Raw genomic sequence first — 25,382 nt, forward strand, 5'->3', positions numbered from 1 at the left:
CTCCAATCGTTGCAGAAGATGAGTAACACTTTCTTACAATTGCCATTCACTGGGTACGTAACATTCAGGCTTTCTCACCCATCTCTGCAGCCTGCCGACACGCTGTCTGCACGACGTATTATGTCACTTGGGTTTCATATGTATATGTTTTTGCTGAAAACAAACAGGGCGAACCTGATGGTTCGCCCTGTGACGGTAAGATAACGCAAGGAGAGATCTGTGGCTACTGTCAGTTTTTTCCTTTGTCACCCTCGGTATCGGCGGCTTGCCAGCCGCCGCCAACAGCTTTGTAGAGCGCAACCTGGTTGCTGAGCTGCGCCAGACGGGTACTGATCAGCCCCTGCTTGGCACTGAACAGCGAGCGCTGGGCATCGAGTCGGGTTAGATAACTGTCCACCCCCTTCTCGTAGCGCACCTCCGCCAGCTTGAAGTAGGTCTGGTTTGCCTCCACCAGTGCCTGTTGCGCCTGCAATTGCTGCTGATAGTCAGCCTGGGCGCCGAGCGTATCCGCTACTTCCTTGAATGCGGTCTGGATGCTCTTCTCGTAGCTCGCCACCGCCTGCTTGGTGCTTACCTCGGCCACGTCCAGATCCGCGATGCGCTTGCCGCCGTCAAAAATCGGCAGGTTGATCTGCGGCATGAAGGTCCAGGTGCCGGTACCGCCATCAAACAGTCCGCTCAACTGGTTGCTGGCGGTGCCCGCCGTCGCGGTCAGCGAAATGGTCGGGAAGAAGGCCGCACGGGCGGCGCCGATATTGGCATTGGCCGCCTTCAGGCTGTGCTCAGCCGCCAGGATGTCCGGGCGCTGTTGCAGCAGGCTGGATGGGGCACCCACCGGGATGGCCGCCAGCTGCACCTCAGCCAGGCTCGCCGGCTCGGTCATCAGCGCGGGGACGCCGGTCCCGAGCAGCAGTGCCAGGCCGTTGCGATCCTGTTTCACCTGCCGCTGGTACTGGGCCAGGCTCACCTTGGCGCTTTCCAGCGCGGTACGACCCTGGGCAAGCTCCATTTCGGAGGCGGCCCCCAGCCGGTACTTGTGCTCGGTCAGGCCATAACTCTCCTGCTCGGTGGCCAGGGTCGCCTCGCTCAGCGCGAGCAACTCCTGATCCGCCAGCAGGGTGAGATAGGCGTTGGCCACCGAGGCGATCAGCGCGATCTGGGTGCTGCGCTGGGTCTCCACCTGCGCCAGATAGTTTTCCAGCGCCTGATCTTTGAGGCTCTGGATCCGGCCAAACAGGTCCAGCTCGTAGGAGGTGATGCCGATGTTGGCGCCGTACTGGCTGCTGATGGTGCCCTGCCCCGTGCTGCTGAGATCGTTCGAACCCTGCTGGCGGGTACCCGAGCCATTGGCCGCCAGGGTCGGCAGCTGGGCCGCCCGCTGGATCCGGTATCTGGCCTCGTAGGCCTCCACGTTGAGGGCCGCGATGCGCAGATCCCGGTTGTTCTCAAGAGCCGTGGCGATCAACTGCTGCAGGGCGGGATCCAGGAACTGCTGGCGCCAGGGGGAGACGGCCGCCTCCCCTGCCTGGTTGCTCTGCCAGGTGGCACCTTGCGGCAGCGCCGGGCGCTGGTAATCGGGGGCCATGGAACAGCCCCCCAGCAGCAGCGTCACGCTCAGGGCGATCAGGGTCTTAGTCATGTTTGATCTCCTCGGCATGGGCCAGACGCGCCTGCTTGGTGCTGTGCTTGGTGAAATAGCGCATCACCAGCACGAAGAACAGCGGCACGAAGAAGATAGCCAGCACGGTGGCACTGATCATCCCCCCCATCACGCCGGTACCGATGGCGTTGCGGCTGCTGGCGCCGGCACCGGTACTGATCACCAGCGGCAATACACCGAGGATGAAGGCGAGCGAGGTCATCAGGATCGGACGCAGGCGCAGGCGCGCCGCCTCCACCACGGCTTCGCTCAACCCCATGCCCCTGTCATAGAGCTCTTTGGCGAACTCGACGATGAGGATCGCGTTCTTGGCCGACAAACCGATGGTGGTGAGCAGACCCACCTGGAAGTAGACGTCGTTCTCCAACCCGCGCAGGGTGGCGGCCACAATGGCCCCCAGCACCCCGAGCGGCACCACCAGCATCACCGAGAACGGAATGCTCCAGCTCTCGTAGAGGGCGGCCAGACAGAGGAACACCACCAGCAGGGAGATGGCGTACAGGGCCGGAGCCTGAGAACCCGCCTGCCGCTCCTGATAGGAGAGACCGGTCCACTCGATGCCGATGCCTTCCGGCAGTTGCTTCACCATCTGCTCGATAGCGGCCATGGCGTCACCGGTACTCTTGCCCGGCGCTGCTTCCCCGACAATCTCCATCGCCGGCACGCCGTTGTAACGCTCCAGCCGTGGCGAGCCGAAGCTCCAGTCGGTGCTGGCAAAGGCGGAGAAGGGCACCATCTGACCGGCGCTGTTGCGCACGTACCAGAGCTTGAGATCCTCCGGGTTCATCCGAAAGGGGGCATCCGCCTGCAGATAGACCTTCTTGACCCGGCCTCTGTCGACGAAGTCGTTCACATAGGCAGAGCCCCAGGCACTGGAGAGCGTGCTGTTGATGTCGCTGATGGAGAGCCCCTGCGCCAACGCCTTCTCGTAGTCGATCTTGATGTCGAGCTGGGGGGTGTCTTCCATCCCGTTCGGGCGCACCCGCACCAGGTTGGGATCCTGCGCCGCCATGCCGAGCAGCTGGTTGCGCGCCGCCATCAGCTTGTCGTGACCCACGCCGGCCCGATCCTGCAGGAAGAAGTCAAAACCGGTCGCCGTCCCGAGCTCCGGGATCGGAGGCAGGTTGAAGGCGAACACCTGGGCTTCCTTGATGCTGAACAGGTAGCCCATGGCGCGGCCGATGATGGCATTGGCGCTGCGATCCGGCGTGTTGCGCTCCTTCCAGTCTTTCAGCTTGATGAACGCCATGCCGCTGTTCTGACCGCTACCGGCGAAGCTGAAACCCGCCACCGTCAGCACGGAGTCGACGTTATCCTTCTCGTTTTTCATGAAGTAGTCGCGCATGTCGGCCAGCACCACCTCGGTGCGCTGCTTGGTCGCCCCGACCGGCAGTTGCACCATGGACATGATGACCCCCTGATCCTCTTCCGGCAGGAAGGAGGTGGGCATGCGCATGAACAGGATGGCCAGTACCGCCAGCATGGCGGCGTAGATGATGCCGTAGCGTACGCCCTGCTTGACCACCTTGCGCACGCCGCTCTGGTAGCGGTTGGCGCTGGCGTCGAAGGCCCGGTTGAACCAGCCGAAGAAGCCGCGCTTGGCACCGAACTCGCCATGCTTGATGGGCTTGAGCAGGGTGGCACACAGGGCCGGGGTCAGGATCAGCGCCACCAGCACCGACAGCACCATGGCCGAGACGATGGTGAGGGAGAACTGGCGATAGATGGCACCGGTCGAGCCGCCGAAGAAGGCCATCGGCACGAACACCGCCGAGAGCACCAGGGCGATCCCCACCAGGGCGCCGGTGATCTGGGTCATGGACTTGCGGGTCGCCTCGAGTGGAGAGAGATCCTCCTCGCTCATCAGACGCTCCACGTTCTCCACCACCACGATGGCGTCATCCACCAACAGGCCGATAGCCAGCACCAGACCGAACATGGTCAGGGTGTTGATGGAGAAGCCGAACGCCGACATGACGCCGAAGGTCCCCAGCAGCACCACGGGCACCGCAATGGTCGGGATCAGGGTGGCACGGAAGTTCTGCAGGAACAGATACATCACGCAGAACACCAGGAAGATCGCCTCCACCAGAGTCTGCACCACCTCCTCGATGGAGATCTTCACGAACGGCGTGGTGTCGTACGGGTAGACGATCTCCATGTTGGCCGGGAAGTAGGTGGAGAGCTCATTCAGCTTGCCACGCACCTTCTCGGCGGTATCCAGCGCGTTGGCACCGGTTGCCAGCTTGATGGCGACCGCCGCGGTCGACTGACCGTTGTAGAGCGCCTCGGCATCGTAGCTTTCGCCGGCCAGCTCGACCCGGGCCACGTCTTTGAGCCGCACCTTGGAGCCGTCCTGGTTCACCCGCAGCAGGATGTCGTTGAACTCCTCCACGGTGGAGAGCCGGGTCTGCCCCATGATGGTGGCGGTGAACTGCTGATCGGTCACCGCCGGGGTGCCCCCCAGCTTGCCGAAGGCCACCTGAGTATTCTGCGCCTTGATGGCGGCCTGCACGTCACCCGGGGTCATCTGCACCCGGTTGAGTTTGTTGGGATCGAGCCAGACCCGCATGGAGTACTGGCTGCCGAACAGGGTGATGTCCCCTACCCCGTCCAGACGACTGAGCGGCTCCTTGATGTTGGCCACCACGTAGTCGGCCAGGTCATCGTTGGTCATGGCGCCATCTTTGGAGATGAAGGCGGCCACCATCAGGAAGCTGCTGGAGGTCTTCTGGACCCGGATCCCCTGCTGCTGCACCTCTTGCGGCAACAGCGACATGGCTTGCTGCAGCTTGTTCTGCACCTGCACCTGGGCGATGTCGGGGTCGGTCCCCGGCTGGAAGGTGAGGGTCACTGATACCCGGCCGGAGGAGTCCGACTGGGAGGACATGTAGAGCAGGTGATCCAGCCCGGTCATGTTCTGCTCGATGATCTGGGTCACCGAGTCTTCCACCGTCTTGGCGGAGGCCCCCGGGTAGCTGGCAGAAATGCCCACCGCCGGCGGCGCAATGCTCGGGTACTGGGCGACCGGCAGCTTGATGATGGCCAGGCTCCCCGCCAGCATGATCACCAGGGCGATCACCCAGGCGAAAATGGGTCTGTCTATGAAAAATCGTGCCATGAGGCGACTACTCCATCCTACTTGTTGGCCGGGGCATTGACCGGCGCCTGGGCAGACTGCGCAGCGGCACTCTGTTCAGCAGGTGCCACGACGACCCCGGGTTTTACCTTTTGCAGGCCGGCGACAATCACCCGTTCGCCCGCCTTGAGACCGGACTCCACCACCCAGTCACTGCCGACGATGCGGCCCAGCTGCACTTCACGCAGCGCCACCTTGTTGTCCGCCGTCACCACCATCACGGTGGCGCCGCCTTTCGGGGTACGGGTCACCGCGGTCTGCGGCACCAACAGCCCTTCGGCGCGCTCGCCCTCCTGCAGGGTGGCACGCATGAACATGCCCGGCAGCAGCAGCTGATGAGGGTTGGGGACAATCACCCGCAGGGTCACCATGCCGGTGGTCTCATCCACGGTCACGTCGGAGAACTGCAGCGAGCCCTCTTCGCCATAGGTGGAGCCATCTTCCAGCTGGAAGCTCACCCGGGCGCCTTTCTGCTCGTCCTGGGTCAGCTTGCCGGCCGCCACCTGGCGCTTGAGGCGCAGCAGATCGGCGGTGGACTGGCGCACGTCCACATACATGGGATCGAGCTGCTGGATGGAGGTGAGGCTGTCAGCCTGCTGGGCCGTCACCAGGGCCCCCTCGGTCACCGCGGACTTGCCGATGCGGCCGCTGATGGGGGCCGTGATGCGGGTGTAGGCCAGGTTGATGTTGGCGGTCTGCAGCGCCGCCTTGGCGGCACCGATTTCGGCCAGCTGCTGCTTCCAGGCCGCGTCGGCGTCGTCATACTCCTGGCTGCTGATGGCCTTCACCTTCACCAGCTCGGCATAGCGCTTGGCCTTGAGGCGGGCGCTCTGCTCGTTGGCCTGCGCCTTGGCCAGGTTGGCCTTGGCACTGGCCACCGCGGCCTGATAGACGGCGGGGTCGATCTGGTACAGCAGCTGGCCGGCTTTGACGTCGCTGCCCTCGGTAAAGAGACGCTTGAGAATGATGCCGCTCACCTGGGGGCGCACCTCGGCGACCCGCAGCGGGGCGCTGCGACCGGTCAGCTCGGTGGTGAGCTGCAGTGGCGCCGTGTGCAGGGTGACGACATCCACCGCGGCCGGCGGCATCGCACCGGGCCCCTGCTGGGCACTGCCCTGTTCGCCGCAAGCGGTCAGCAGACCGCTCGCCAGCAGCGCAAGGCCGACTGAACGTGCGAGAATATGTTTATGCATGGAGAACCTGAGCCTCTGTCTATCAATGAATAACCACAGGGTTTATAGGACCCGGTTGGTAAAATCGGAAAGATGAGGCAATATACATACATTCATAAATGTATGTAAGTGACTTTTTTACTTTTACAAGGTGCGCGCAGAGATGGCCAGAAGAACCAAAGAAGAGGCGCAGCAGACCCGCTGCCACATCATGAGTACGGCCCTGGATCTGTTCTGCTCACACGGCCTGGCCAAGACCAGCCTGACCGACATCGCCAGGGCCGCCGAGCTGACCCGTGGCGCCATTTACTGGCATTTCAAGAACAAGGAAGAGCTGTTCGTCTCCCTCTGGGAGGAGCTGTGCCAACCCCTCTCCCACCAGCTCGATGCCTGCGTCTCCGAGCTGGAGCCCGACCCCCTCGGCAAGCTGCGCACCTTCCTCAAGGAGGTGCTGGTCAAAATCTGCACCAACCCGGCCCATCAGCAGATGTTCACCATCATGTTCAACCTGGAGTCGTTGGAGGGGGAAGCCATCCCCTTGCGCGAGCACATGCGCAGCCAGTCCAGCAACTTCTTCCGGGATCTCGAGATCACTCTGGGCAATGCGGTGCGCCTCGGCCAGCTGCCGCAGGGGCTGGATCTGCAGCGGGCCGCCACCCTGCTGCACTGCACCCTGGACGGCTACATCATCAACTGGCTGCACTTTCCGGAGCGCATCGATCTGCGCCAGGAGGCCGACTTCCTGCTGGACAGCCTGTTCGCCCTGATCGCCCTGCCAACCGGCCCGGCCGCCCGTCGCCCCTGAGCCAGCAAGGCCGAACACTGGCGGCCCTGGCCCGACGCAGACAACCCCTCACTTCCTTCCATCTCCGTCCATCACTTTGGCGCCCCGGCGCCAAATTGGCTCAAATTTGCTATAGTCACGCCCCCGAAATTGAGTTGCGCCCCCCGAACCAAGGTGCCTGCCATGTCCCGTTCGTCTCCCTCTTGCCCTCCGGCCTCCATTGCCATGCCCTCAGCCGACAAATGGTCAGCGGCGCGCCAATCGTTTCTGGCGCTGCTCCCCCCCGGCGCCCACCTGCTGGAGGCGGGCTGTGGCGAAGGCAACGATCTCTGCTTTTTTCGCCAGCAGGGGCTGGTGGTGACGGCCTTCGATGCCCGCCTGGCACAGGCCAGGGTCGCCTCGCGGCGCAGCGGCCAGCCGGTGCGGGTCTGCCGCGTCGAGCAACTGCGCAGCGTGGTGCCCTATGACGGCATCTGGGCGCGCGGGGCCTTGCCGGCGATCGCGCCAGACGATCTCAGCGGCGCGCTGACCCATCTGGCCGGCCTGCTCAAGCCCGCCGGGCTGCTCTACTGCGCCTTTCCCCACCCCAGTGGCCAGCTCGCTGCCACCGGCAGCACACCTGGTGCTCCCGCAGCCGAGGTGCACCTCTGCCAGACCCGGCTCGATGAGGACGGCCTGCGCCAGCTCATCGCCCCGCTGTCGCTGCAACTGCAGCAGTGCTGGGAGAGCGAGCAGGCGGATGGCCGCTGGCTGCACGCCCTGCTGATCCGCGCCTGAAGGGCCATGGCAAATTAATCACCCACCTTTCTTCGCGCTCACCTCGCCAGTGGCTATCACCACCATGATCACATTTAACAATATTTAACTCGACATTAACGCACTCACGACAGACATAATGCGGATTTTGTGTTAAAAAGCGGCATTAAAATCAAAATTAAATAACAAATCAGACACTAACACCTGGATTTACTTATGAAACTTGTCCTCAAACTGGTTGCCGGCATCCTCGCCGGTCTCTTGCTCGGTCTCTACGCCCCGGAATGGGTCGCACGCGTGCTGTTTACGGCCAAGACAGTCATAGGTCAGCTGATCACCTTCACCATTCCGCTCATCATCCTGTTCTTCATCATGAGTGGCATCGCCAGCCTGCCGAAGAACTCCGGCAAGCTGCTGGGCAAGACGGTCGCCCTCTCCTACTGCTCTACCATACTGGCGGGTCTGTTCGCCTTTACCGTGGCCAGCAACCTGATCCCGCGCCTGACCACCGCCGCCGAGCCCACCGCCGAGAGCGCCATCAAGCTCGCCTCCTACATCAACCTGGAGATCCCGCCGCTGTTCGGGGTGATGTCGGCGCTGGCCGCCGCCTTCGTGTTCGGCATCGGCATCAGCGCCACCCAGGCCACCGATCTGCGCCGGGTCGCCGATCAGGGCCGTGACATCATCGACCGCCTGCTGGCCAAGGTGATCATCCCGCTGCTGCCGTTCTACATCGCCGGCGTCTTCGTCGAGATGACGGTGGAAGGCACCGTATTCGCCACCCTGAAAACCTTCGGCGTGGTGCTGGTGATGGCCATCGTCATGCACTGGCTCTGGCTCTCCGTGCTGTTCGTCGGTACCGGTCTGGCCCTGGGCCGCTCCCCGGCCCAGCTCATCAAGAACATGCTGCCGGCCTACTTCACCGCGCTGGGTACCATGTCCAGCGCCGCCACCATCCCGGTCGCCCTGCAGGCCAGCAAGAACAACGGCGTGAGCGATGGCATCGCCAACTTCACCGTGCCGCTGTGTGCCACCATTCACCTCTGTGGCTCCACCATCACCTTGGTGACCTGCGCCACCGCGGTAATGTTCCTCTCCGAGCATCTGGCCATTCCAGGCATCGACACCATGCTGCCCTTCATCATGATGCTGGGTGTCATCATGATCGCCGCGCCGGGTGCCCCGGGTGGCGGCGTCATGTCCGCGCTGGGTCTGCTCACCTCCATGCTGGGGTTCGGTGAGGCCTCCATCGCCCTGATGATCGCCCTCTACCTGGCCCAGGACAGCTTCGGCACTGCCTGCAACGTCACCGGCGACGGCGTCATCGCCCTGTGGGCCGACCGTTTCGCCCAGAGCGGCGAGCCAGCGCTCAGCGCCGAGCAAGACGCCGCCTGATAGAGCAAGCAGATAAAAAAACGGGAGCCATCGGCTCCCGTTTTTTGTTGGCGGTCAGCGCCAATCAACCGCGGCGGCGGATCACCCCTTCCTGCGCCGTGCTCGCTACCAGCACGCCGTCGCGGGTGAAGAACTGGCCGCGCACCAGGCCACGACCAGCGCTGGCGCTCGGGCTGTCCACCACATAGAGCAGCCAGTCGTCCAGCCGGAAGTCCCGGTGGAACCACATGGAGTGATCGATGGTGGCCACCTGCATGTCCGGCTCCCAGTACGACACGCCGTGGGGCTGCAGGGCGGTGAACAGGAAGTGGAAGTCGGAGGCATAGGCCAGCAGGTACTTGTGCACCCGCTGATCATCCGGCATCTGGCCATTGGCCTTGAACCAGACGTGGCGCAGCGGCTCGTGCACGTCGGGGCGGATCGGGTCGACCAGGGTCACCGGGCGAATTTCGATGGGCTTCTCGCACATGATCTTGTCGCGCAGGGCAGGCGGGATCTGCTGTTCGTAGGGGCGCACCAGCTCCAGCTCGCTCTTGAGCTGCTCGGGTGGCGTGATCCCCGCCGGCATGGCGATCTGGTGTTCAAAGCCGTCCGCCTCGACCTGGAAGGAGGCGTTGAGATAGAAGATGGGCTTGCCGCCCTGAATGGCCTTGACCCGGCGGGTGGAGACGGTCTGGCCGTCGCGGATGTTCTCCACGTCGTAGACGATGGGACGGTTGGCATCGCCGGGGCGCAGGAAGTAGGAGTGGAAGCTGTGCACCTGGCGATCGCTTGCCACCGTCTGCTTGGCGGCTGACAAGGCCTGCCCCATTACCTGTCCGCCAAACACGGCCCGCAGACCGAGATCCTGGCTCTGGCCCCGAAACAGGCCCTCCTCGATTTTTTCGAGCGCCAGCAACGCCAGCAGCTCATCAAGTACCTTGCTCATTATTATCTCCTGTGTCAGTGCGGGAAGGCTAACAAGCCCGCCCGTGCCGAGCAACCACCCCCGCCCCTGCCAGTCGCCTGCCCGGCCCCATTAATTCAGCTTTACGTGAATTTGAACAATAACAAACTCAAAAGGCGCCAATGAAAAGGCCCGCCGAAGAGGCGGGCCTGTTGCAGTACGACCTTGCGGCCACGCAGCGCTTACTTGCTGCCGGTACCCGAGTTGCGGGTGGAGGAGGTCGGCTTGCGACGGGCCGTGGTGGCGCGGGCGCGCGGCTCCTTGCCCTGCATCTCCTTGTGGCGCTTGACGGCGCGACGGATCTGGGCGGCCTGCTTGTGACGACTGGTTTTGCCGTCCTGCTGCAGATCGACCTTGGACTCGGTCTCGTTGGGCAGGTTGACCAGGCCACGCAGGTAGTTCACCTCGGGCAGTTTCAGCTCCTGCCAGCCACCGCGGGGGATGCCGCGATCCAGCTGCACGTCGCCGTAGCGAATGCGCATCAGGCGGCTCACCTGCACTTCCTGGGATTCCCACAGGCGGCGCACTTCACGGTTGCGACCCTCGGTCAGGGTGACGTTGAACCACTGGTTCAGACCCTCGCCACCGGCCGGCTTGATCTTGTTGAACTTGGCCATGCCGTCTTCCAGCTGCACGCCCTTGCGCAGGCGCTGCAGCATGGCTTCGGTGATCTCGCCAAAGACCCGCACCGCGTATTCCCGCTCCACTTCGTGGCTCGGGTGCATCAGCCGGTTGGCCAGCTCACCGTCGGTGGTGAACAGCAGCAAACCTGAGGTGTTGACGTCGAGGCGGCCGACCGCAATCCAGCGGGCCCCTTCCATCTTGGGCAGACGATCAAACACGGTGGGACGACCTTCCGGATCGTGACGGGTACACATCTCCCCTTCCGGCTTGTGGTAAGCCAGCACGCGGCAGATCACTTCCTCTGCGGCACGGGTCTTGATCTGGTGTCCATCCACCCGGATCACGGCGTTCACTTCGACGCGATCCCCCAGTGTGGCGACCTTGCCATCCACACTGACCCGACCTGCGGTGATCAGGGCCTCCATCTCACGACGGGAGCCGTGACCCGCGCGGGCCAACACTTTTTGCAGTTTTTCACTCATCGGGGTTACCTGATTGTTGATCGCTGCCCGCAGCTGCCAATGTCAGCGTGGACAACGAGGGTTGCAGTTCGGGATCAAGCTCGGGGAGCTGCTCCAGACTCTGCAGATTAAAATAATCCAGAAATTCTCGGGTGGTGGCGAGCAGCTCGGGGCGACCCACCACCTCCTTGTGACCGATGCTGCGCACCCAGCCACGTTCTTTCAGGGTATTCACTATCTGGCTCGAGACCGCCACCCCGCGGATGGCTTCGATCTCGGCCCGGGTGATGGGCTGACGATAGGCGATCAGCGTCAGCGTCTCCATCACGGCGCGCGAATAACGGGGGGCCCGCTCGCTCCAGAGCCTGGAGAGCTCCTCGGCGTACTCCTGGCGGGCCTGAAAGCGCCAGCCGGAGGCCACCTCCTTGAGCTCCACCCCCCGTTCGCTGTAATCCTGTCTGAGCTCCGCCAGCAACAGCTGGACGTAGCGGCTGGTGACCGGGTAGTCCGCCAGTATACTGCTCTTGAGCTCGCTGACGTTGAGCGGGCGTCCGGCGACGAACAGTGCCGCCTCGATCAGCGTCTTGAGTCGTTCAGCCGGCAGCGCCATGGTCCGCTCCTCGCAACATCGGGCTCTTCAACCGTTCAGTGGGCAGCGCCACGCTCGCTCTCCTCATGCTGGCCGGCCAGGGCAAAGTGGATCGGCCCCAGCGGTTCCGCCTGCAGGATCCAGATCAGTTGCTCTTTGCACAGCTCCAGCAAGGCCAGAAACGTCACCAGCACCCCCATGCGCCCCTCTTCGGCGCGCAGCACCCGATCAAGGCGCAGGGTCTGGCCCAGCGAGAGCATGGCAAGGATCTCCGCCATGCGCACCCGGGTCGGGATCTGCTCACGGCGGATCTGGTGATGTTCAAAATGAGTCGCGCGTTTTACCACACTTTGCATGTAAAGGGCGAGCTCAACCAGCGAAACATCGGGCGTCAATGGTTTGAGATCGCCAAAATCCGGCGGCAGGGCGGTGGCGATGAAGATCTCCCGCTCCAGCCGCGGCAGCTCGTTGACCCGCTCCGCCCCCACCTTGTAGCGCTCGTACTCCTGCAGCCGGCGAATGAGGGTGACGCGGGGGTCTTCCCCCTCCTCCTCATCTTCCAGCTCAGGCGCCTTGGGCAGCAGCAGACGGGATTTTATCTCCGCCAGCCAGGCCGCCATCAGCAGGTATTCGGCCGCCAGCTCCAGATTGAGGCCCTGCATCAGCTCCACGTACTCCATGTACTGGGCAGTGATCTGCAGGATCGGCAGGTTGAGGATGTCGAGCTGCTGGCGCCGGATGAGGTAGAGCAGCAGATCGAGCGGCCCCTCGAAGGTATCGAGAAACACCTCCAGCGCATCGGGCGGGATGAACAAATCCTGGGGCAGCTCGTGATAGGGCTGCCCCAGCACCCGCGCGATGGGAGACGGGACGGCCTGGGGGGGAATGGCCTCCCCCGCCGGACTCGCCACCCTCTCGCCCGCCATGGACGTGGTCGTCACCGGCACAGGATCGGCAGTATCACTCAAACGGAGTCGGGTCCCCGGCACCACGCCGGCGCAGCACCGGCTCGTCGTCGGAGAAGTCCACCACGGTAGTGGGCTGCTCGCCCAGATAACCGCCGTTGACCACCAGATCCAGCTGTTTGCCCAGCTTGTCGAAGATCTCCTCCGGGTCGAACTCCGCCATGTCAGATTCCGGCAGGATCAGGGTGGTGGAAAGCAGCGGCTCGCCGAGCGCTTCCAACAGCGCCTGGGCAATCTTGTTGTCCGGTACCCGGATGCCGATGGTCTTCTTCTTCTCGTTCATCAGGCGACGCGGCACCTCCTTGGTGGCCTTGAAGATGAAGGTGTAGGGGCCGGGGGTGTTGTTCTTGATCAGGCGAAACGCCGTGTTGTCCACCTTGGCATAGGTGGAGATCTCGGAGAGATCGCGGCACACCAGGGTGAAGTCGTGGTTGGGATCGATGCGTCGGATACGGCAGATGCGCTCCAGCGCGCCCTTGTCGCCCATCTGGCAACCCAGCGCATAGCCCGAGTCGGTGGGATAGACGATGACGCCGCCGTTCTGAATGATCTGTACCGCCTGGCTGATCAGGCGGGCCTGGGGGTTTTCCGGATGTACGTAAAAGTGCTGACTCATGACTCGTTCTCGCAATGGGGGCGGCAATGCCTGCCCGCTTGATGGCCGTGGAGCCAGGCTCCACGACACTACCTTAATCTGTTTGACGTCCGCAGGCGCCTCTCAACGGCTGGCCAGCAGGGCGGCATGCTGCTCGGCGCTCAGGCCGAAGTGACCGGGATGAGCCAACCAGAGCGGCATCCCCTCCTTGGGCAACCAGAGGTGGCGCCCCAGCTCGGTCCAGTTGGAGGGGAAGTGAAAATCCGATCCTACCGAGATGTAGAGGTCGTGCTCCTTGGCCCACTGGCCGAGATTGGCCCGCTCCTGCGGACTCTGCTGGGGCAGCGAGACCTCCATGGCATCACCACCGGCCGCCTTGAAGGCCACCAGCAGCCGCTTGATCCACTTGGCGGTGAGATCGTAACGGCTCGGGTGGGCCAACACCGCCAGGCCGCCAGCGGCGTGAATGGCGCTGATCGCCTCGCCCATCTCGGGCCACTCGGCCGGAGCATAGCCCTTGTTACCCCGGCTCAGGTACTTTTTGAAGACCTTCTGCATGGTATCGGCCACCCCGCGCGCCATCAGCACCCGGGCAAAATGGGCCCGGGTCACGGCGGCGTCGCCAGCCAGCTGCTTGGCCTCTTCATAGGTGCCGGGAAGCTGGCACTTCTCCAGACGACGCCCTATTTCCTGGGCGCGCGCCTCACGACGAGCCAGCTGGCCGGCCAGAAACGCCACCAGCTGCGGATTTTTTTCATCCACCCCCAGCGCCACGATATGAATTTCGTGATGCTCCCAGCCGGTGGAGATCTCGACTCCGCTCACCAGCCGCAGCGGCAGTTGCTCGGCATCGATGGTACGGCGCACCTCATCAAGCCCGGCAAGGGTATCGTGGTCAGTGACTGCTAACACCTCGACCCCTTGTGCGGCGGCGCGGCGCACCAGTTCGGCGGGGCTCAGCACGCCATCCGAGGCCGTGGTATGGCAGTGTAGATCGAATCTCATCAGATTATTCCGCTCTCGTGGTCAGGTCACCATGGGTACACATTCGGTGAAAGAAGGCTAAAAAGCGACTTGACTTGGCCGCGGCTTTATCGTTTTCTGTAGGCACTTCATTGCAAACATCTTTTTACAGGACTTTATCATGCAAACGACTTCCATCCTGACCATCTGGTGGTGGCACACTCCCTGACATGCGGGCGTGTGGTCGTTGCTGTACCTGTAAATCTGACAGCAAATAAAGAACCCAAAGAAAAAGCCCGCTGACCCCAGCGGGCTTTTTTATTATCCGGCAAATGGACCTGTGATGAAACCGAGAATTCAGACAAGCAACCTGACCTGGCGATGGCGCCCCTGAACCAGCCACCCCGGACCCATTAAATTTTCAAGGAATTCAACGTCATGAACATCGGTAAACAGCATCACACGCAAGGGAACGCACTATGACAGCCAGCCATCGCCTTCCTCTGGGTGAATTCGATACCCTCACCCTCAACGCCCCCTATGTGGCCGATCCGCTGGCACTCTACAGCGAGCTTTGCCAGGGTCGCCCCAACAACCTGCTGCTGGAATCGGTCGAGATCGACTCCAAGGCCGGCAAACAGAGCCTGCTGCTGGTGGACGCCTGCCTGCGTATCGAGTGCCGTGGCCGCACCGTGCGGGTGCGCAGCCTGAACGACAACGGCGCCCAGCTGCAGAGCCTGCTGGCCGAGCGTCTGCCCGCCGCCGTTGCCCAGAGCATGGTGGCCGGCGAGTTGCAGCTCGACTTCCCGGCCTCCGATCGGGAGCAGGACGAAGACAGCCGCCTCAAGGGGATCAGCGTGCTGGACGTGCTGCGCACCCTGCAGCGGGAGCTCGATTGCCAACTCGGCAAAGAAGCCCTGTTTATGGCTGGCAGCTTCGCCTACGACCTCATCGCCTCCTTTGAAGATCTGCCCGAGGTACCACAGGGGAGCAACGACTGCCCCGACTACTGCTTCTACGTGGCCGAGACCCTGATCACCATCGACCACATCGCACGCTCCACTGCGCTGCTCGCCTGCATCTTCGGCGGTGACAGCGACGAGAGCCGGGTGGAGGACAGATACCACCGCCTGAGCGAGCGCCTCGCCCAGTTCAAGCACGCCTGCCAGCAAGCCCCCGCGCAGGCTCCGGCCACCCCGGCTCTCGCCGGCGGCATGAGCGTGGACAAGAGCGACAAGCAGTTCTGCGCCGAGGTGGAGAAGCTCAAGGGCTTTATCCGCCGCGGTGACATCTTCCAGGTGGTGCCGTCCCGCTGCTTCTCCCTGCCCTGCCCCAGCCCCGTCGCCGCCTATCGCCGCCTCAAGCAAACCAACCCCAGCCCCTACATGTTCTACGTGCAGGACGAGGGCTTCACACTGTTTGGCGCCTCGCCGGAGAGCGCGGTGAAATTCTGCGCCACCAGCCGCGACGTGGAGATGTACCCCATCGCCGGTACCCGCCGCCGCGGCTTCAACCCCGATGGCAGCATCAACCGGGATCTCGACGGCCGCATCGAGCTGGAATTGCGTCAGGACGAGAAAGAGGTGGCCGAGCACCTGATGCTGGTGGATCTGGGCCGCAACGACATCGCCCGCATCTCGGAGCCGGGCACCCGCTACGTCAAGGAGCTGCTGAAAGTGGATCGCTACAGCCACGTGATGCACCTGGTCTCCAAGGTGGTCGGCACCTTGCGCGCCGACCTTGACGCCCTGCACGCCTATCAGGCCTGCATGAACATGGGCACCCTCACCGGCGCGCCCAAGATCCGCGCCAGCGAGCTCATTCGCATGGTGGAAGGCAAACGCCGCGGCAGCTACGGCGGCGCGGTCGGCTACATCAACGGCGCCGGCGAGATGGATACCTGCATCGTCATCCGCTCCGCCTTTGTCAAAGAGGGTGTGGCACACGTGCAGGCCGGTGCCGGCGTGGTCTATGACTCCAAGCCCCAGGCCGAGGCGGACGAGACCCGCGCCAAGGCGGCAGCCGTGCTGGCCGCCATCGCAGCCAGCCATGGCACCTCCCTGCAAGCCCTGAGCGCCCAGCAGGAGCAACATAAGGACGTGAGCCATGACTAACATCTTCCTGCTCGACAACTTCGACTCGTTTACCTACAACCTCGTCGACCAGTTCCGCTCCCTCGGCTATCCGGTGCGGATCTACCGCAACAGCCTGCCGGCGAGCCGCATCATGAGCGAGATCGCTGCCTGTGAAGGAGACGCCGTGCTGGTGCTCTCGCCGGGGCCGGGCGCCCCCCATGAGGCGGGTTGCCTCATCGACCTCATCAAGCTGGCCCGCGGTCAGGTGCCCATCCTCGGTATCTGTCTCGGCCATCAGGCCCTGTGCGAAGCCTACGGCGGCACCGTCGGCGCGGCGGGCGAAATCGTCCACGGCAAGCGCTCCCTGATTGAGCACAACGGCCACGGCGCCTTCGCGGGGCTGCAAAGCCCGCTGCCGGTGGCACGCTACCACTCGCTGGTCGCCACCTATGTACCGGAAGAGCTGACGGTGATTGCCCACTATCAAGGCATGCCCATGGCCATCGAGCAGCAGGATGAGCGGGTGCTGGGCTTCCAGTTCCATCCGGAATCCATCATGACCTCGGAAGGGGCCCGTCTGCTGACCCAGGCGCTCGCCCACATCACCCGTCCAGAAAGCAGTGTGCGGTAAGGAGACCAACATGCATCATCATCTCAACACCCTCTATCAGGGTCAGTCTCTGAGCCGTGAAAGTACCCGCGACGCCTTCGGCCAGGTGGTACGTGGCGAAGTGGATCCCATCGTGCTCGCCAGTCTCTTGACCGCCCTCAAGATCAAGGGGGAGACCCCGGAGGAGATCGCCGGCGCCGCCGAGGCCCTGCTGGCGGAAGCCCGCGACTTCCCGCGTCCGGATTACGAGTTCTGCGATATCGTCGGCACCGGTGGCGATGGCCTCAACACCATCAACGTCTCCACCACCTCGGCGCTGGTCGCTGCCGCCTGCGGCCTGAAAGTGGCCAAGCACGGCAACCGCTCGGTCTCGAGCAAGTCGGGTTCGAGCGATCTGCTGGACAAGATGGGCATCAAGCTCGACATGAGCCCGGCGCAGGCGCGCCGCTGTCTGGACGAGCTTGGCATCTGCTTCCTGTTCGCCCCCCAGTATCACGCCGGGGTGCGCCACGCCATGCCGGTGCGCCAAGCCCTCAAGACCCGCACCCTGTTCAATGTGCTGGGGCCGCTCATCAACCCGGCTCGCCCCACCTATCAGCTGATGGGGGTCTATGCCCCCGAGCTGGTGCGCCCCATCGCCGAAACCCTGCTGGCACTGGGGCTGAAAACCGGTATGGTGGTGCACGGCGCCGGGCTGGATGAAATTGCCATCCACGGCCCGACCCAGGTGGCCCAGATCCGTGACGGCGAGATCCGCGAGTTTCTGCTCACCCCGGCTGACTTTGGCCTGGAGACCTATCCGGTCAGCGCCATTCAAGGTGGGGAGCCGGAAGAGAACCGCGCCATCACCGCCGCCATTCTGGAAGGGCGTGGCACCCCGGCCCACAACGCCGCCATCGCCGCCAATGTGGCGCCGCTGCTGCTGATGGCGGGCAAGGCGAAGGATCTCAAGAGCGCAGCCGCCCAGGTGTTGGCGGTGCTGGCAAGCGGCAAGACGGCGGAGCTCGCCGCTCGGCTCGCCACCCTGAGTCATCAGGAGGCATGATGTCAGCCACGACTCTGCACAGCAGTCATTCAGAACGCCCAACCGGCAATAACCAGCTTCGCAAGGATAACGAGATGTCAGACCTTATTGCCCCCCATGCTTTTCTGAACATGGCCTCCATCAGCCAGACCATTCTCGGCAAAATCGTGGCGGCCAAGCAGGAGTGGGTTGCCGCCCGCAAGCTGGCCCAGCCGCTGGAGAGCTTCCAGAGCACGCTGACCCCAAGCGATAGGGATTTCGTCGGGGCCCTCAAAGCGGGCTCCACCCGCTTTATTCTGGAGTGCAAGAAGGCCTCCCCCTCCAAGGGCTTGATCCGCGACGATTTCAGCCCGGAGGCCATCGCCGACATCTATGGCAAATACGCCACCGCCATCTCGGTGCTGACCGACGAGAAGTTCTTTCAGGGGGATTTTGCCTTCCTGCCGAGGGTGCGCAGCCGCGTCAGCCAGCCGGTGCTCTGCAAGGATTTCATGATTGACCCCTACCAGGTCTATCTGGCCCGCCACTATCAGGCGGATGCCATCCTGCTGATGCTCTCGGTGCTCACCGACGAGGGCTATCGCGCCCTGTTCGCAGTCGCCAAAGAGCTGGGCCTTGGCGTGCTGACCGAGGTGAGCAACGAGGAGGAGCTGACCCGCGCCATCGCGCTGGGGGCGCCGGTGATTGGCATCAACAACCGGGACCTGCGCGACTTGAGCGTCGATCTCGCCCGCACCAAGCAGCTCGCCAAAGACATTCCAAGCGATCGGGTGGTGATCAGCGAGTCCGGCATCAACCACCGCGCCCAGGTGGCGGATCTGCGCCACCACGCCAAGGGCTTTCTGGTGGGCTCATCCCTGATGGCCGAGCCGGATCTGGAGGCTGCGGTGCGCAAGCTCACTCTGGGCCAGAACAAGGTGTGCGGTCTCACCCGCGCCGAAGACGCCATTGCAGCCCATCAGGCGGGCGCGGTATTCGGTGGCCTTATCTTTGTGGCGAAAAGCCCGCGCTATGTGGACATTCCTGCCGCTCGCGCCGTGATGGCGGGCGCGCCGCTCTCTTACGTCGGGGTATTTCGCAATGCCCAGCCCGCCACCATCGTCAAGACGGTGGAAGCGCTGGGGCTCACCGCAGTGCAGCTGCACGGTGATGAAGACGCCGCCTATATCGAGGGACTGCGCGCGCTGCTGCCGGCTGGCTGCCAGATCTGGAAGGCAGTTGGAGTCACAAGCGGCGAGCCGCTGCCCGCCCTCGACTATCCGGCGGATCGGCTGCTGCTCGATACCAAAGTGGGGAGCCAGAGCGGCGGCACCGGTCAGGCATTCGACTGGGCCATGCTGGCCCATCTCGATAAAGCCAAGCTGATGCTGGCGGGGGGCCTCAACCCCGACAATGCCCTGCAAGCCGCGCAAGTGGGCTGCCTCGGCCTTGATTTCAACTCCGGGGTAGAGAGTGCCCCGGGCCAGAAGGATGCGCACAAGCTGGCGGCTGCCTTCGGCGCACTGCGCCAACTGTAAGCGCGCCCTGTGAGGCCACTACTGAATCACTGTTTCGTAATTGATGTTCCGTTTTCGACTCAAGGTATAAGGAAGAAACCATGACCCTGCTCAACCCGTTTTTTGGTGAATTTGGCGGCATGTATGTGCCCCAGATCCTCATCCCCGCCCTGCTCCAGCTGGAGAAGGCCTTCGTCGATGCCAAGGATGATCCGGCCTTTATCGCCGAATTTCAGACCCTGCTGACCGAGTATGCCGGTCGCCCGACCCCGCTCACCCTGACCCGCAATCTGACCAAGGGCACCAAGACCCGCCTCTATCTGAAGCGTGAAGACCTGCTGCACGGCGGTGCCCACAAGACCAACCAGGTGCTGGGTCAGGCGCTGCTGGCCAAGCGGATGGGCAAGAAAGAGATCATCGCCGAGACCGGTGCCGGTCAGCATGGCGTTGCGACTGCGCTGGCCTGCGCCCTACTCGGCCTCAAGTGCCGGGTCTATATGGGTGCCAAGGATTGCGAGCGCCAGAAGCCCAACGTATTTCGCATGAAGCTGATGGGTGCCACCGTCATCCCGGTGCACTCAGGCTCCAGCACCCTCAAAGATGCCTGCAACGAGGCGCTGCGCGACTGGGCCGCCAACTACGAGTCAGCCCACTACCTGCTCGGTACCGCCGCCGGCCCGCACCCCTTCCCCACTATCGTGCGGGAGTTCCAGAAGATGATCGGCGAAGAGGCCAAGGCCCAGTGCTTCGAGAAGGAGGAGCGGCTGCCCGATGCGGTGATCGCCTGCGTCGGCGGCGGCTCGAACGCCATCGGCATGTTTGCCGACTTTATCGATGAGCCGTCGGTGCGCCTCATCGGCGTCGAGCCGGGCGGTCACGGCATCGAGAGCGGTGAGCACGGCGCGCCGCTCGGTCACGGCAGCAAGGGGGTCTTCTTTGGCATGCACTCCTACCTGATGCAAGACAATCAGGGTCAAATTCAGGAGTCCTACTCCGTTTCAGCAGGGCTGGATTTCCCCTCCGTCGGCCCGCAGCACGCCCACCTGGCCGCCATCGGCCGCGCCGAGTACCCCTCGGTGACCGACAAGGAGGCGCTGGACGCCTTCCAGGAGCTGGCCAAATCCGAAGGCATCATACCCGCGCTGGAGTCCTCCCACGCGCTGGCCCACGCCCTCAAGATGGCCCGCAGTGAACCGGAAAAAGAGCAGGTGCTCATCGTCAACCTCTCCGGCCGTGGCGACAAAGATATCTTCACCGTGGCTGACATTTTCGAGAAAGAAGGAACCTTGTCATGAACCGTTACGCACAACTCTTCTCCCGTCTGGACGCGGCCAATCAGGGCGCCTTTGTGCCGTTCGTGATGCTGGGTGACCCCACTCCCGAACTCTCGCTGGCCATCGTCGATGCGCTGGTCGCAGGGGGCGCCGATGCCCTCGAGCTCGGCATTCCCTTCTCGGATCCGGTGGCGGACGGCCCCACCATTCAGGGCGCCGCCCTGCGCGCCTTTGCCAGCCACACCACCCCGGACGACTGTTTCGAGCTGCTCGGCCGCATCCGCGCCAAGTACCCGCAGCTGCCCATTGGCCTGCTGGTCTACGCCAACCTGGTCTATGTGCGCAAAATTGACGGTTTCTACGAGAAGTGCCGGCAGGCGGGCGTGGATTCGGTGCTGGTGGCCGACGTGCCGGTGCAGATGTGCGCTCCCTACAAAGTGGCCGCCGACAAGTTCGGCATCGACAGCATCTTTATCGCCCCGCCCAATGGCGATGCCGAGACCCTGAAACAGGTGGCGGAGCTTGGCAATGGTTACACCTATCTGGTGAGCCGCGCCGGTGTGACCGGTGCCGAGACCAAGGCCGGCATGCCGGTGGAGGGGCTGATCAATACCCTGCGCGAGTTCAATGCCCCCCCCGCCCTGCTCGGCTTTGGCATCAGCGAACCGGCTCAGGTCCGTGAAGCCATCGCCGCTGGCGCCGCCGGTGCCATCTCCGGCTCCGCCGTGGTGAAGATCATCGAGACCCACCACCAGAACCCGGAGCATATGCTCACTCGCCTGAAGGAGTTTGTGGAAGGGATGAAGGCGGCGACCAATCGATAAGGGGATGGCATTGGTCAAATGCCATTAGCCGTAGTGATCCGGCTGCATATCAGCCTTACTCATAGGTGTATCGCTGCATCACCACATCAAAGGGAGCCTGACCGGCTCCCTTTCTTTTTATCTCGCTTGCAGCTCTGGGCGTCTTGCCCCCTCTCCCTCCGGGAGAGGGCTGGGGTGAGGGCTGCTTTGGATTCCCTGCCAAATGAGCTGCTCTCTCACCCCACGCCTCAATGACTAATTTATTGATCCAACACAGATTCCCGCAAAAACACGCTTCTCAACGCGCCACCCTCCCCCTTAAAATACCCGAATGACAATCAACCTCTCGGAAGAACGCCATGAAAGCGATTGTTGCTATCTCGCAGGTTAACAGCAGCGAACTGGGGGCTGTAACTCAGGGGCGGTAGCTTGGCTTTTTGTAGGTTGGCGCAGAACGCAGCGAAGCCCAACAGGCGAGTATTATTGCGCCAACCAGATTGGGCTAAACAATGATGTGGCAGCTCCGTAAAACATATTAATATGTATAATTTTGTTGTAAAGGTTGGGCTGCACTTAGCTCAGCATCAACCTACGATCTTTAGCCCAACACACTAGATGGGTACAATATTAGTTAGGTAATGAACTTTTTTAAAATCTCGCTACGCTACATAGTTATCATATAAAACTAGATATCCATTTTTATTTTCTGTATGAGGTGATTTTTTATGAACACACTCGCAAAGCTTGAACTGCCAAAGCGTTGGGAACTGTTAGAACAAAGAGCACACGCGGCTGGGCTTGACACTGGAGTTTTTGTTGAACGTGTTGATAGCGCGGCTGATCGCCTTGACTATCTTTTACAGCGGGTTAAAACAGGTGGCGGGGGATTATTTGAAGTCTTCTATGGTCTTTCCGGAAGCGGAAAAACAACCTTTCTCAAAACACTCCCAAAACAGTTTGAACAAATTAGGGTATCATCGTTTCCAAAAGAAAAGAGCCTCAGAGAGCTCCCTGCCTACATTCACGGCATTTATGTTCCAGGTGACACTAGTGCTCGTATCGTCTTAATTGAACGACGAGACAACCCTTCTTCTCAGGATATGGAATGCCTCAGCGAGACGCTCGCAGAACTGCTTGAAGTATTTCGTGACCCCAAAGGAGCAGCACTTGTCCTCTGGCCAGTTACTCGGGAGCCTTCTGCCCATAAAATCGCAAAAGAAGCATGGGAAACAGGTCGAGACTCAATGACCGACACTCGAACAAAGGGGCTTTTTAACTTCGTCGGCTTGCCTAAACAACGCTTCTACGCTGTAGCTGACACAACCACTCGGAACTTGACTGGTGATGGCTTGGAAACCTTTGGCGTCACACCAGAGGTGGCTGGTGAGTTGCTTACCGGTGTGGAAACCATTGCAGACTTCTTCAATGCAGTAGACCTTTTTGCCGAAGAACAGCGCGAAAAAACTTGGTCCGTTCTCAAGACAAAAGTAAGAGCTCGCCTATGGGTCGTTCTACCTGGGGATGTGCCATCAGCGATCCGATCAACAGTATTATCGCTTACGCAAGGCTCTCGGAATAGAGTTGATATTGAGTTGGTATCTGAATTTATTGATCAACCAGACAATAAAGCTCCTCTCTATGTTACCGATTGGAAAGCTAAGCGTTCAGCAATGGCTCACCTTCTCCGAGCAATTGATTTACGGCTATTTGAGTTGCCACCAAATGTGTCTCTCGCCGCCATCCGCGCCTATGGCGACATAGCAATCAAGGACAAGTTAAAACAGCCTACCATTAAGCAGGAAGATGCAAGGGCAGCAATGCGCAACAGCAAGCTATATAAAGAAATTGAACTGGAACTTGGTATAAATCAGACACCATTCGCTGGAGCAAGTCGCGATGTAGAGGAAACATCTAATGAATATCGACGTATACAGGCTGGCGCATCAAAGGGGGACAAATCACTAAATAAGGCGATAGGACTCCTGCTGTCCGAGTGCCTTAAAGAAGATGCCCCTAAAGTTGTTGTCGCAAGTGAAAAAAAATCGCTGCCGAAATGTGATTTAAAGCCAGACGTTTGTCTACATATTGGGGACCTTGATTATATCTGCATTGAACCAACTTGGCGCTCTACGGATAAGGGCATTCCCGGAGAGTTGGATGGTGGGCAAAATACTCTCGCTGCCTCACATTTAAAAAAGTACCTTTTGGACAAGGCCATGCAGTACATCAAAGCGCTTGATCTCTGAGTGTCTGAAAAGAACCCCATTGTAGTTAAATTGTTACAAAGTCAGCGTCAATATCCTGCCTATACTCCACCGCATAACTGAAGGTCAACACGGACAGCAACATAGACCATGCCTTTGGCATTTTTCTGGTTTATGTCTATAGCCTCAGCAAGACTATGCACACAGCATGGCTCACCACCAGCCTTGAGCCCATGACGGGCATTGCCTACAATGACCCACTTTTTATCACACTCAGGTAAATAAAATGAGCGACAACAAACCTGCCCTGCCCGACCGCCTGGCGGCCAACCCGCGCAGCCCGCACCACGTGGCGGAGTGCTTCCAGCACGAGATCGGCATTCGCGTGAACGGCAAGGAGCGCACCAATGTCGAGGAGTACTGCATCAGCGAAGGTTGGGTGAAGATCCCCTCCCCCAAGGCCAAGGATCGCTATGGCAACCCCATGCTGATCACCGTCAAGGGCACCGTCGAGGCCTTCTACGCCTAAGCCGCCCTGACCGCGCGCCCCGCCGGGCCCGCCGCCATGCTGTTTAGAACACCGGCCTTGCGCCGGTGTTCTGCTTTGGGCCCTGCATCTTTGCATCGATGGCGGGCAAGGAGTGTCGCAGCGGGCGCCGCTCTCTCTTGCATCTGGGCTGCGTCTCGGCAATCCTTGCCGCCCCTTGAACTGGCAAGATCTCATCCATGAACAAGCTGTTTGCCCTGCTGGCGCTGTTGACCCTGAGCACAGCGGCCCGCGCCGATATCCTTATCAATCCCCAGATCGTGGTGAACGGTCAGAGTCAGGGTGGCGGGCGTATCCACATCTGTACCCTGACCCCCTTCAACAGCGTCTATGCCGATGCAGGGCGCAGCGAGTGGCTGGCGCGCCAGAAGGTGAGCCGCCGCTGCCAGCAGGGCCAAAGCAACAACAGCCTGTTTTGCGAACCGGCCAAGGCGAGCTGCCTGACAACCCGATTGGACGAAGGGGACGACGCCAGCACTCTGCTGGTGTTTGACGGTGCCCATCAGAGCGGCGACTCCCTGCGCATCGACCGGGATATTGCGGATCTCGGTCGCTACGGCTTTGCCAACCGCATCTCCTCCTTCACCGTGCCGGCTGGCTGGGTGGTGCGCTTTTTCGAGGAGACCGACTTTCGCGGTGGCTACTACACCCGCAAGGGCGGCGAGCAGGAGGCGACCGACTTCAACAATCGCATCCGCTCGGTGCGGATCCTGAGCCGCTAGCGCCCTGCCCCATCACCTCTTCGCCATAAAAAAACCTCTGCCCAGGCAGAGGTTTTTGCTTTTCGATGCTTACTGCCAGTTGGGGTCGGCCTCAACCTGCTTCATCAGGGCGGCCTGCATCCCCTTGTCCGGCTGGCCGAGCCAGGTGTAGCGGGCGAACTTGGACGGGGTTTCGCGGGCAGCATCGCTATCTGGCAGGTCGATCAGCACGCCCCACACCCGCTTGGCCTTGGTATCCACCAGCAGTTGCATGTAGTGGCTGGCGCAGTCGTGGGGCTTGCAGACCGAACCGCTCTGATACGGGGTGCCGGCCACGGCTTCGAGCGGGGAGCTGGTGCCATTGCCGCTGCGCACCCACTTGGGCAGGTTCTTGATGCCCTGGGTCGCCTTGGCCCAGGGGGCCTTGAAATCCGCCGACAGCAGCAGATCCGAGGTATAGATAGCGGCGGCAAACGCCGGCGCGGCGCCGACCAGCAGCAGGGAGAGCGCCAATGCGCGAGAGAAACGGGTCATGATGTGATTCCTTGTTATATGAATGCCTGAACGGGCGCGGGCTGGCCGCGCGCCATCACGCTACC

22 protein-coding genes are annotated in these 25,382 nt (G+C 61.9%); 12 read left to right on the forward strand and 10 right to left on the reverse strand.

Annotated elements, in window-relative coordinates:
- Positions 1-229 precede the first annotated feature (229 nt).
- From PG900_RS12555 to PG900_RS12565, 3 genes are read right to left on the reverse strand one after another with little or no spacing between them, the layout of a single operon-like run.
- Positions 230-1,639, reverse strand: coding sequence for an efflux transporter outer membrane subunit (locus tag PG900_RS12555; protein ID WP_270831549.1), 1,410 nt, complete (start codon positions 1,637-1,639; stop codon positions 230-232).
- Positions 1,632-4,781, reverse strand: a complete 3,150-nt coding sequence (locus tag PG900_RS12560; protein WP_029299709.1) for an efflux RND transporter permease subunit — start codon at positions 4,779-4,781, stop codon at positions 1,632-1,634. Before PG900_RS12560 ends, PG900_RS12555 begins: the two co-directional genes overlap by 8 nt.
- 17 nt (positions 4,782-4,798) lie before the next feature.
- Complete coding sequence (locus PG900_RS12565) at positions 4,799-5,992, reverse strand: efflux RND transporter periplasmic adaptor subunit (RefSeq protein ID WP_270831550.1); 1,194 nt, start codon at positions 5,990-5,992, stop codon at positions 4,799-4,801.
- A 142-nt stretch (positions 5,993-6,134) separates the two neighbouring features.
- On the opposite strand from PG900_RS12565, the gene PG900_RS12570 reads away from it, so the two are divergent.
- From PG900_RS12570 to PG900_RS12580, 3 genes are all read left to right on the forward strand, one after another.
- The gene (locus tag PG900_RS12570) at positions 6,135-6,776 is read left to right on the forward strand and encodes a TetR family transcriptional regulator (protein WP_270831551.1); all 642 of its coding nucleotides are present in this window, start codon (positions 6,135-6,137) and stop codon (positions 6,774-6,776) included.
- 204 nt (positions 6,777-6,980) lie between these two features.
- Positions 6,981-7,532, forward strand: coding sequence for a class I SAM-dependent methyltransferase (locus tag PG900_RS12575; protein ID WP_324016930.1), 552 nt, complete (start codon positions 6,981-6,983; stop codon positions 7,530-7,532).
- Positions 7,533-7,727: 195 nt separating this feature from the next.
- A complete protein-coding gene (locus tag PG900_RS12580) occupies positions 7,728-8,906 on the forward strand; it encodes a dicarboxylate/amino acid:cation symporter (protein ID WP_011706715.1) in 1,179 nt (392 codons plus the stop codon).
- Positions 8,907-8,970: 64 nt separating this feature from the next.
- On the opposite strand, the gene tesB is transcribed toward PG900_RS12580, so the two are convergent.
- The 6 genes from tesB to rnm all read right to left on the reverse strand — a co-directional run bounded on the left by tesB (position 8,971) and on the right by rnm (position 14,091).
- Complete coding sequence (gene tesB, locus PG900_RS12585) at positions 8,971-9,834, reverse strand: acyl-CoA thioesterase II (protein ID WP_016351376.1); 864 nt, start codon at positions 9,832-9,834, stop codon at positions 8,971-8,973.
- A 200-nt stretch (positions 9,835-10,034) separates the two neighbouring features.
- On the reverse strand, positions 10,035-10,958 hold the full coding sequence (gene rluB / locus PG900_RS12590) for a 23S rRNA pseudouridine(2605) synthase RluB (RefSeq protein WP_011706718.1): 924 nt from the start codon (positions 10,956-10,958) through the stop codon (positions 10,035-10,037).
- On the reverse strand, positions 10,951-11,547 hold the full coding sequence (gene scpB, locus PG900_RS12595) for an SMC-Scp complex subunit ScpB (RefSeq protein WP_043121641.1): 597 nt from the start codon (positions 11,545-11,547) through the stop codon (positions 10,951-10,953). Before scpB ends, rluB begins: the two co-directional genes overlap by 8 nt.
- Before the next feature lie 35 nt (positions 11,548-11,582).
- Positions 11,583-12,452 carry a segregation and condensation protein A gene (locus tag PG900_RS12600; protein WP_252476933.1) on the reverse strand — a complete coding sequence of 290 codons (870 nt, stop codon included), beginning with the start codon at positions 12,450-12,452 and terminating at the stop codon, positions 11,583-11,585.
- Between the two features lie 34 nt (positions 12,453-12,486).
- Positions 12,487-13,107 carry an L-threonylcarbamoyladenylate synthase gene (locus PG900_RS12605; RefSeq protein ID WP_016351379.1) on the reverse strand — a complete coding sequence of 207 codons (621 nt, stop codon included), beginning with the start codon at positions 13,105-13,107 and terminating at the stop codon, positions 12,487-12,489.
- Positions 13,108-13,209: 102 nt separating this feature from the next.
- Positions 13,210-14,091 carry an RNase RNM gene (gene rnm / locus PG900_RS12610; RefSeq protein ID WP_044800394.1) on the reverse strand — a complete coding sequence of 294 codons (882 nt, stop codon included), beginning with the start codon at positions 14,089-14,091 and terminating at the stop codon, positions 13,210-13,212.
- A gap of 437 nt (positions 14,092-14,528) precedes the next feature.
- Between rnm and PG900_RS12615 the strand changes: the two genes are divergently transcribed.
- The 9 genes from PG900_RS12615 (at position 14,529) to PG900_RS12655 (ending at position 24,804) form a co-directional block, all read left to right on the forward strand.
- Positions 14,529-16,163 (forward strand): anthranilate synthase component 1, encoded by a 1,635-nt coding sequence (locus PG900_RS12615; protein ID WP_270800155.1) that lies wholly within the window; start codon positions 14,529-14,531, stop codon positions 16,161-16,163.
- Positions 16,156-16,755 carry an aminodeoxychorismate/anthranilate synthase component II gene (locus tag PG900_RS12620; protein ID WP_016351382.1) on the forward strand — a complete coding sequence of 200 codons (600 nt, stop codon included), beginning with the start codon at positions 16,156-16,158 and terminating at the stop codon, positions 16,753-16,755. The genes PG900_RS12615 and PG900_RS12620 overlap by 8 nt, the downstream gene beginning before the upstream one ends.
- Before the next feature lie 10 nt (positions 16,756-16,765).
- Positions 16,766-17,779 (forward strand): anthranilate phosphoribosyltransferase, encoded by a 1,014-nt coding sequence (trpD, locus tag PG900_RS12625; protein ID WP_024944101.1) that lies wholly within the window; start codon positions 16,766-16,768, stop codon positions 17,777-17,779.
- Positions 17,779-19,275: a bifunctional indole-3-glycerol-phosphate synthase TrpC/phosphoribosylanthranilate isomerase TrpF gene (trpCF, locus tag PG900_RS12630; RefSeq protein WP_201944784.1), complete on the forward strand. Its 1,497-nt coding sequence runs from the start codon at positions 17,779-17,781 to the stop codon at positions 19,273-19,275. Before trpD ends, trpCF begins: the two co-directional genes overlap by 1 nt.
- 80 nt (positions 19,276-19,355) lie before the next feature.
- Positions 19,356-20,549 carry a tryptophan synthase subunit beta gene (trpB, locus tag PG900_RS12635; RefSeq protein WP_017780792.1) on the forward strand — a complete coding sequence of 398 codons (1,194 nt, stop codon included), beginning with the start codon at positions 19,356-19,358 and terminating at the stop codon, positions 20,547-20,549.
- Positions 20,546-21,352, forward strand: coding sequence for a tryptophan synthase subunit alpha (gene trpA / locus PG900_RS12640; RefSeq protein ID WP_203133389.1), 807 nt, complete (start codon positions 20,546-20,548; stop codon positions 21,350-21,352). Before trpB ends, trpA begins: the two co-directional genes overlap by 4 nt.
- A 704-nt stretch (positions 21,353-22,056) precedes the next feature.
- Positions 22,057-23,577 (forward strand): hypothetical protein, encoded by a 1,521-nt coding sequence (locus PG900_RS12645; protein ID WP_270831553.1) that lies wholly within the window; start codon positions 22,057-22,059, stop codon positions 23,575-23,577.
- A 244-nt stretch (positions 23,578-23,821) separates the two neighbouring features.
- On the forward strand, positions 23,822-24,064 hold the full coding sequence (locus PG900_RS12650) for a DUF3297 family protein (protein ID WP_005302916.1): 243 nt from the start codon (positions 23,822-23,824) through the stop codon (positions 24,062-24,064).
- Positions 24,065-24,261: 197 nt separating this feature from the next.
- Entirely contained in the window at positions 24,262-24,804 is a 543-nt protein-coding gene (locus PG900_RS12655; protein WP_203133387.1) for a beta/gamma crystallin-related protein, read from the forward strand.
- Between the two features lie 69 nt (positions 24,805-24,873).
- Here the strand turns inward: PG900_RS12655 and PG900_RS12660 are convergent, their stop codons facing one another.
- Complete coding sequence (locus PG900_RS12660; protein ID WP_203133386.1) at positions 24,874-25,317, reverse strand: inhibitor of vertebrate lysozyme family protein; 444 nt, start codon at positions 25,315-25,317, stop codon at positions 24,874-24,876.
- Between the last annotated feature and the right edge of the window lie 65 nt (positions 25,318-25,382).

It is taken from the genome of Aeromonas sp. QDB03, from assembly GCF_027707985.1.
Lineage (GTDB): Bacteria > Pseudomonadota > Gammaproteobacteria > Enterobacterales > Aeromonadaceae > Aeromonas > Aeromonas hydrophila.

Excerpts from the sequence above, each read along its gene's own strand:
- PG900_RS12555 (WP_270831549.1), bottom strand. The coding sequence starts at position 1,639 with ATGACTAAGACCCTGATCGCCCTGAGCGTGACGCTGCTGCTGGGGGGC.
- PG900_RS12560 (WP_029299709.1), bottom strand. The coding sequence starts at position 4,781 with ATGGCACGATTTTTCATAGACAGACCCATTTTCGCCTGGGTGATCGCC.
- PG900_RS12565 (WP_270831550.1), bottom strand. The coding sequence starts at position 5,992 with ATGCATAAACATATTCTCGCACGTTCAGTCGGCCTTGCGCTGCTGGCG.
- PG900_RS12570 (WP_270831551.1), top strand. The coding sequence starts at position 6,135 with ATGGCCAGAAGAACCAAAGAAGAGGCGCAGCAGACCCGCTGCCACATC.
- PG900_RS12575 (WP_324016930.1), top strand. The coding sequence starts at position 6,981 with ATGCCCTCAGCCGACAAATGGTCAGCGGCGCGCCAATCGTTTCTGGCG.
- PG900_RS12580 (WP_011706715.1), top strand. The coding sequence starts at position 7,728 with ATGAAACTTGTCCTCAAACTGGTTGCCGGCATCCTCGCCGGTCTCTTG.
- tesB (WP_016351376.1), bottom strand. The coding sequence starts at position 9,834 with ATGAGCAAGGTACTTGATGAGCTGCTGGCGTTGCTGGCGCTCGAAAAA.
- rluB (WP_011706718.1), bottom strand. The coding sequence starts at position 10,958 with ATGAGTGAAAAACTGCAAAAAGTGTTGGCCCGCGCGGGTCACGGCTCC.
- scpB (WP_043121641.1), bottom strand. The coding sequence starts at position 11,547 with ATGGCGCTGCCGGCTGAACGACTCAAGACGCTGATCGAGGCGGCACTG.
- PG900_RS12600 (WP_252476933.1), bottom strand. The coding sequence starts at position 12,452 with ATGGCGGGCGAGAGGGTGGCGAGTCCGGCGGGGGAGGCCATTCCCCCC.
- PG900_RS12605 (WP_016351379.1), bottom strand. The coding sequence starts at position 13,107 with ATGAGTCAGCACTTTTACGTACATCCGGAAAACCCCCAGGCCCGCCTG.
- rnm (WP_044800394.1), bottom strand. The coding sequence starts at position 14,091 with ATGAGATTCGATCTACACTGCCATACCACGGCCTCGGATGGCGTGCTG.
- PG900_RS12615 (WP_270800155.1), top strand. The coding sequence starts at position 14,529 with ATGACAGCCAGCCATCGCCTTCCTCTGGGTGAATTCGATACCCTCACC.
- PG900_RS12620 (WP_016351382.1), top strand. The coding sequence starts at position 16,156 with ATGACTAACATCTTCCTGCTCGACAACTTCGACTCGTTTACCTACAAC.
- trpD (WP_024944101.1), top strand. The coding sequence starts at position 16,766 with ATGCATCATCATCTCAACACCCTCTATCAGGGTCAGTCTCTGAGCCGT.
- trpCF (WP_201944784.1), top strand. The coding sequence starts at position 17,779 with ATGTCAGCCACGACTCTGCACAGCAGTCATTCAGAACGCCCAACCGGC.
- trpB (WP_017780792.1), top strand. The coding sequence starts at position 19,356 with ATGACCCTGCTCAACCCGTTTTTTGGTGAATTTGGCGGCATGTATGTG.
- trpA (WP_203133389.1), top strand. The coding sequence starts at position 20,546 with ATGAACCGTTACGCACAACTCTTCTCCCGTCTGGACGCGGCCAATCAG.
- PG900_RS12645 (WP_270831553.1), top strand. The coding sequence starts at position 22,057 with ATGAACACACTCGCAAAGCTTGAACTGCCAAAGCGTTGGGAACTGTTA.
- PG900_RS12650 (WP_005302916.1), top strand. The coding sequence starts at position 23,822 with ATGAGCGACAACAAACCTGCCCTGCCCGACCGCCTGGCGGCCAACCCG.
- PG900_RS12655 (WP_203133387.1), top strand. The coding sequence starts at position 24,262 with ATGAACAAGCTGTTTGCCCTGCTGGCGCTGTTGACCCTGAGCACAGCG.
- PG900_RS12660 (WP_203133386.1), bottom strand. The coding sequence starts at position 25,317 with ATGACCCGTTTCTCTCGCGCATTGGCGCTCTCCCTGCTGCTGGTCGGC.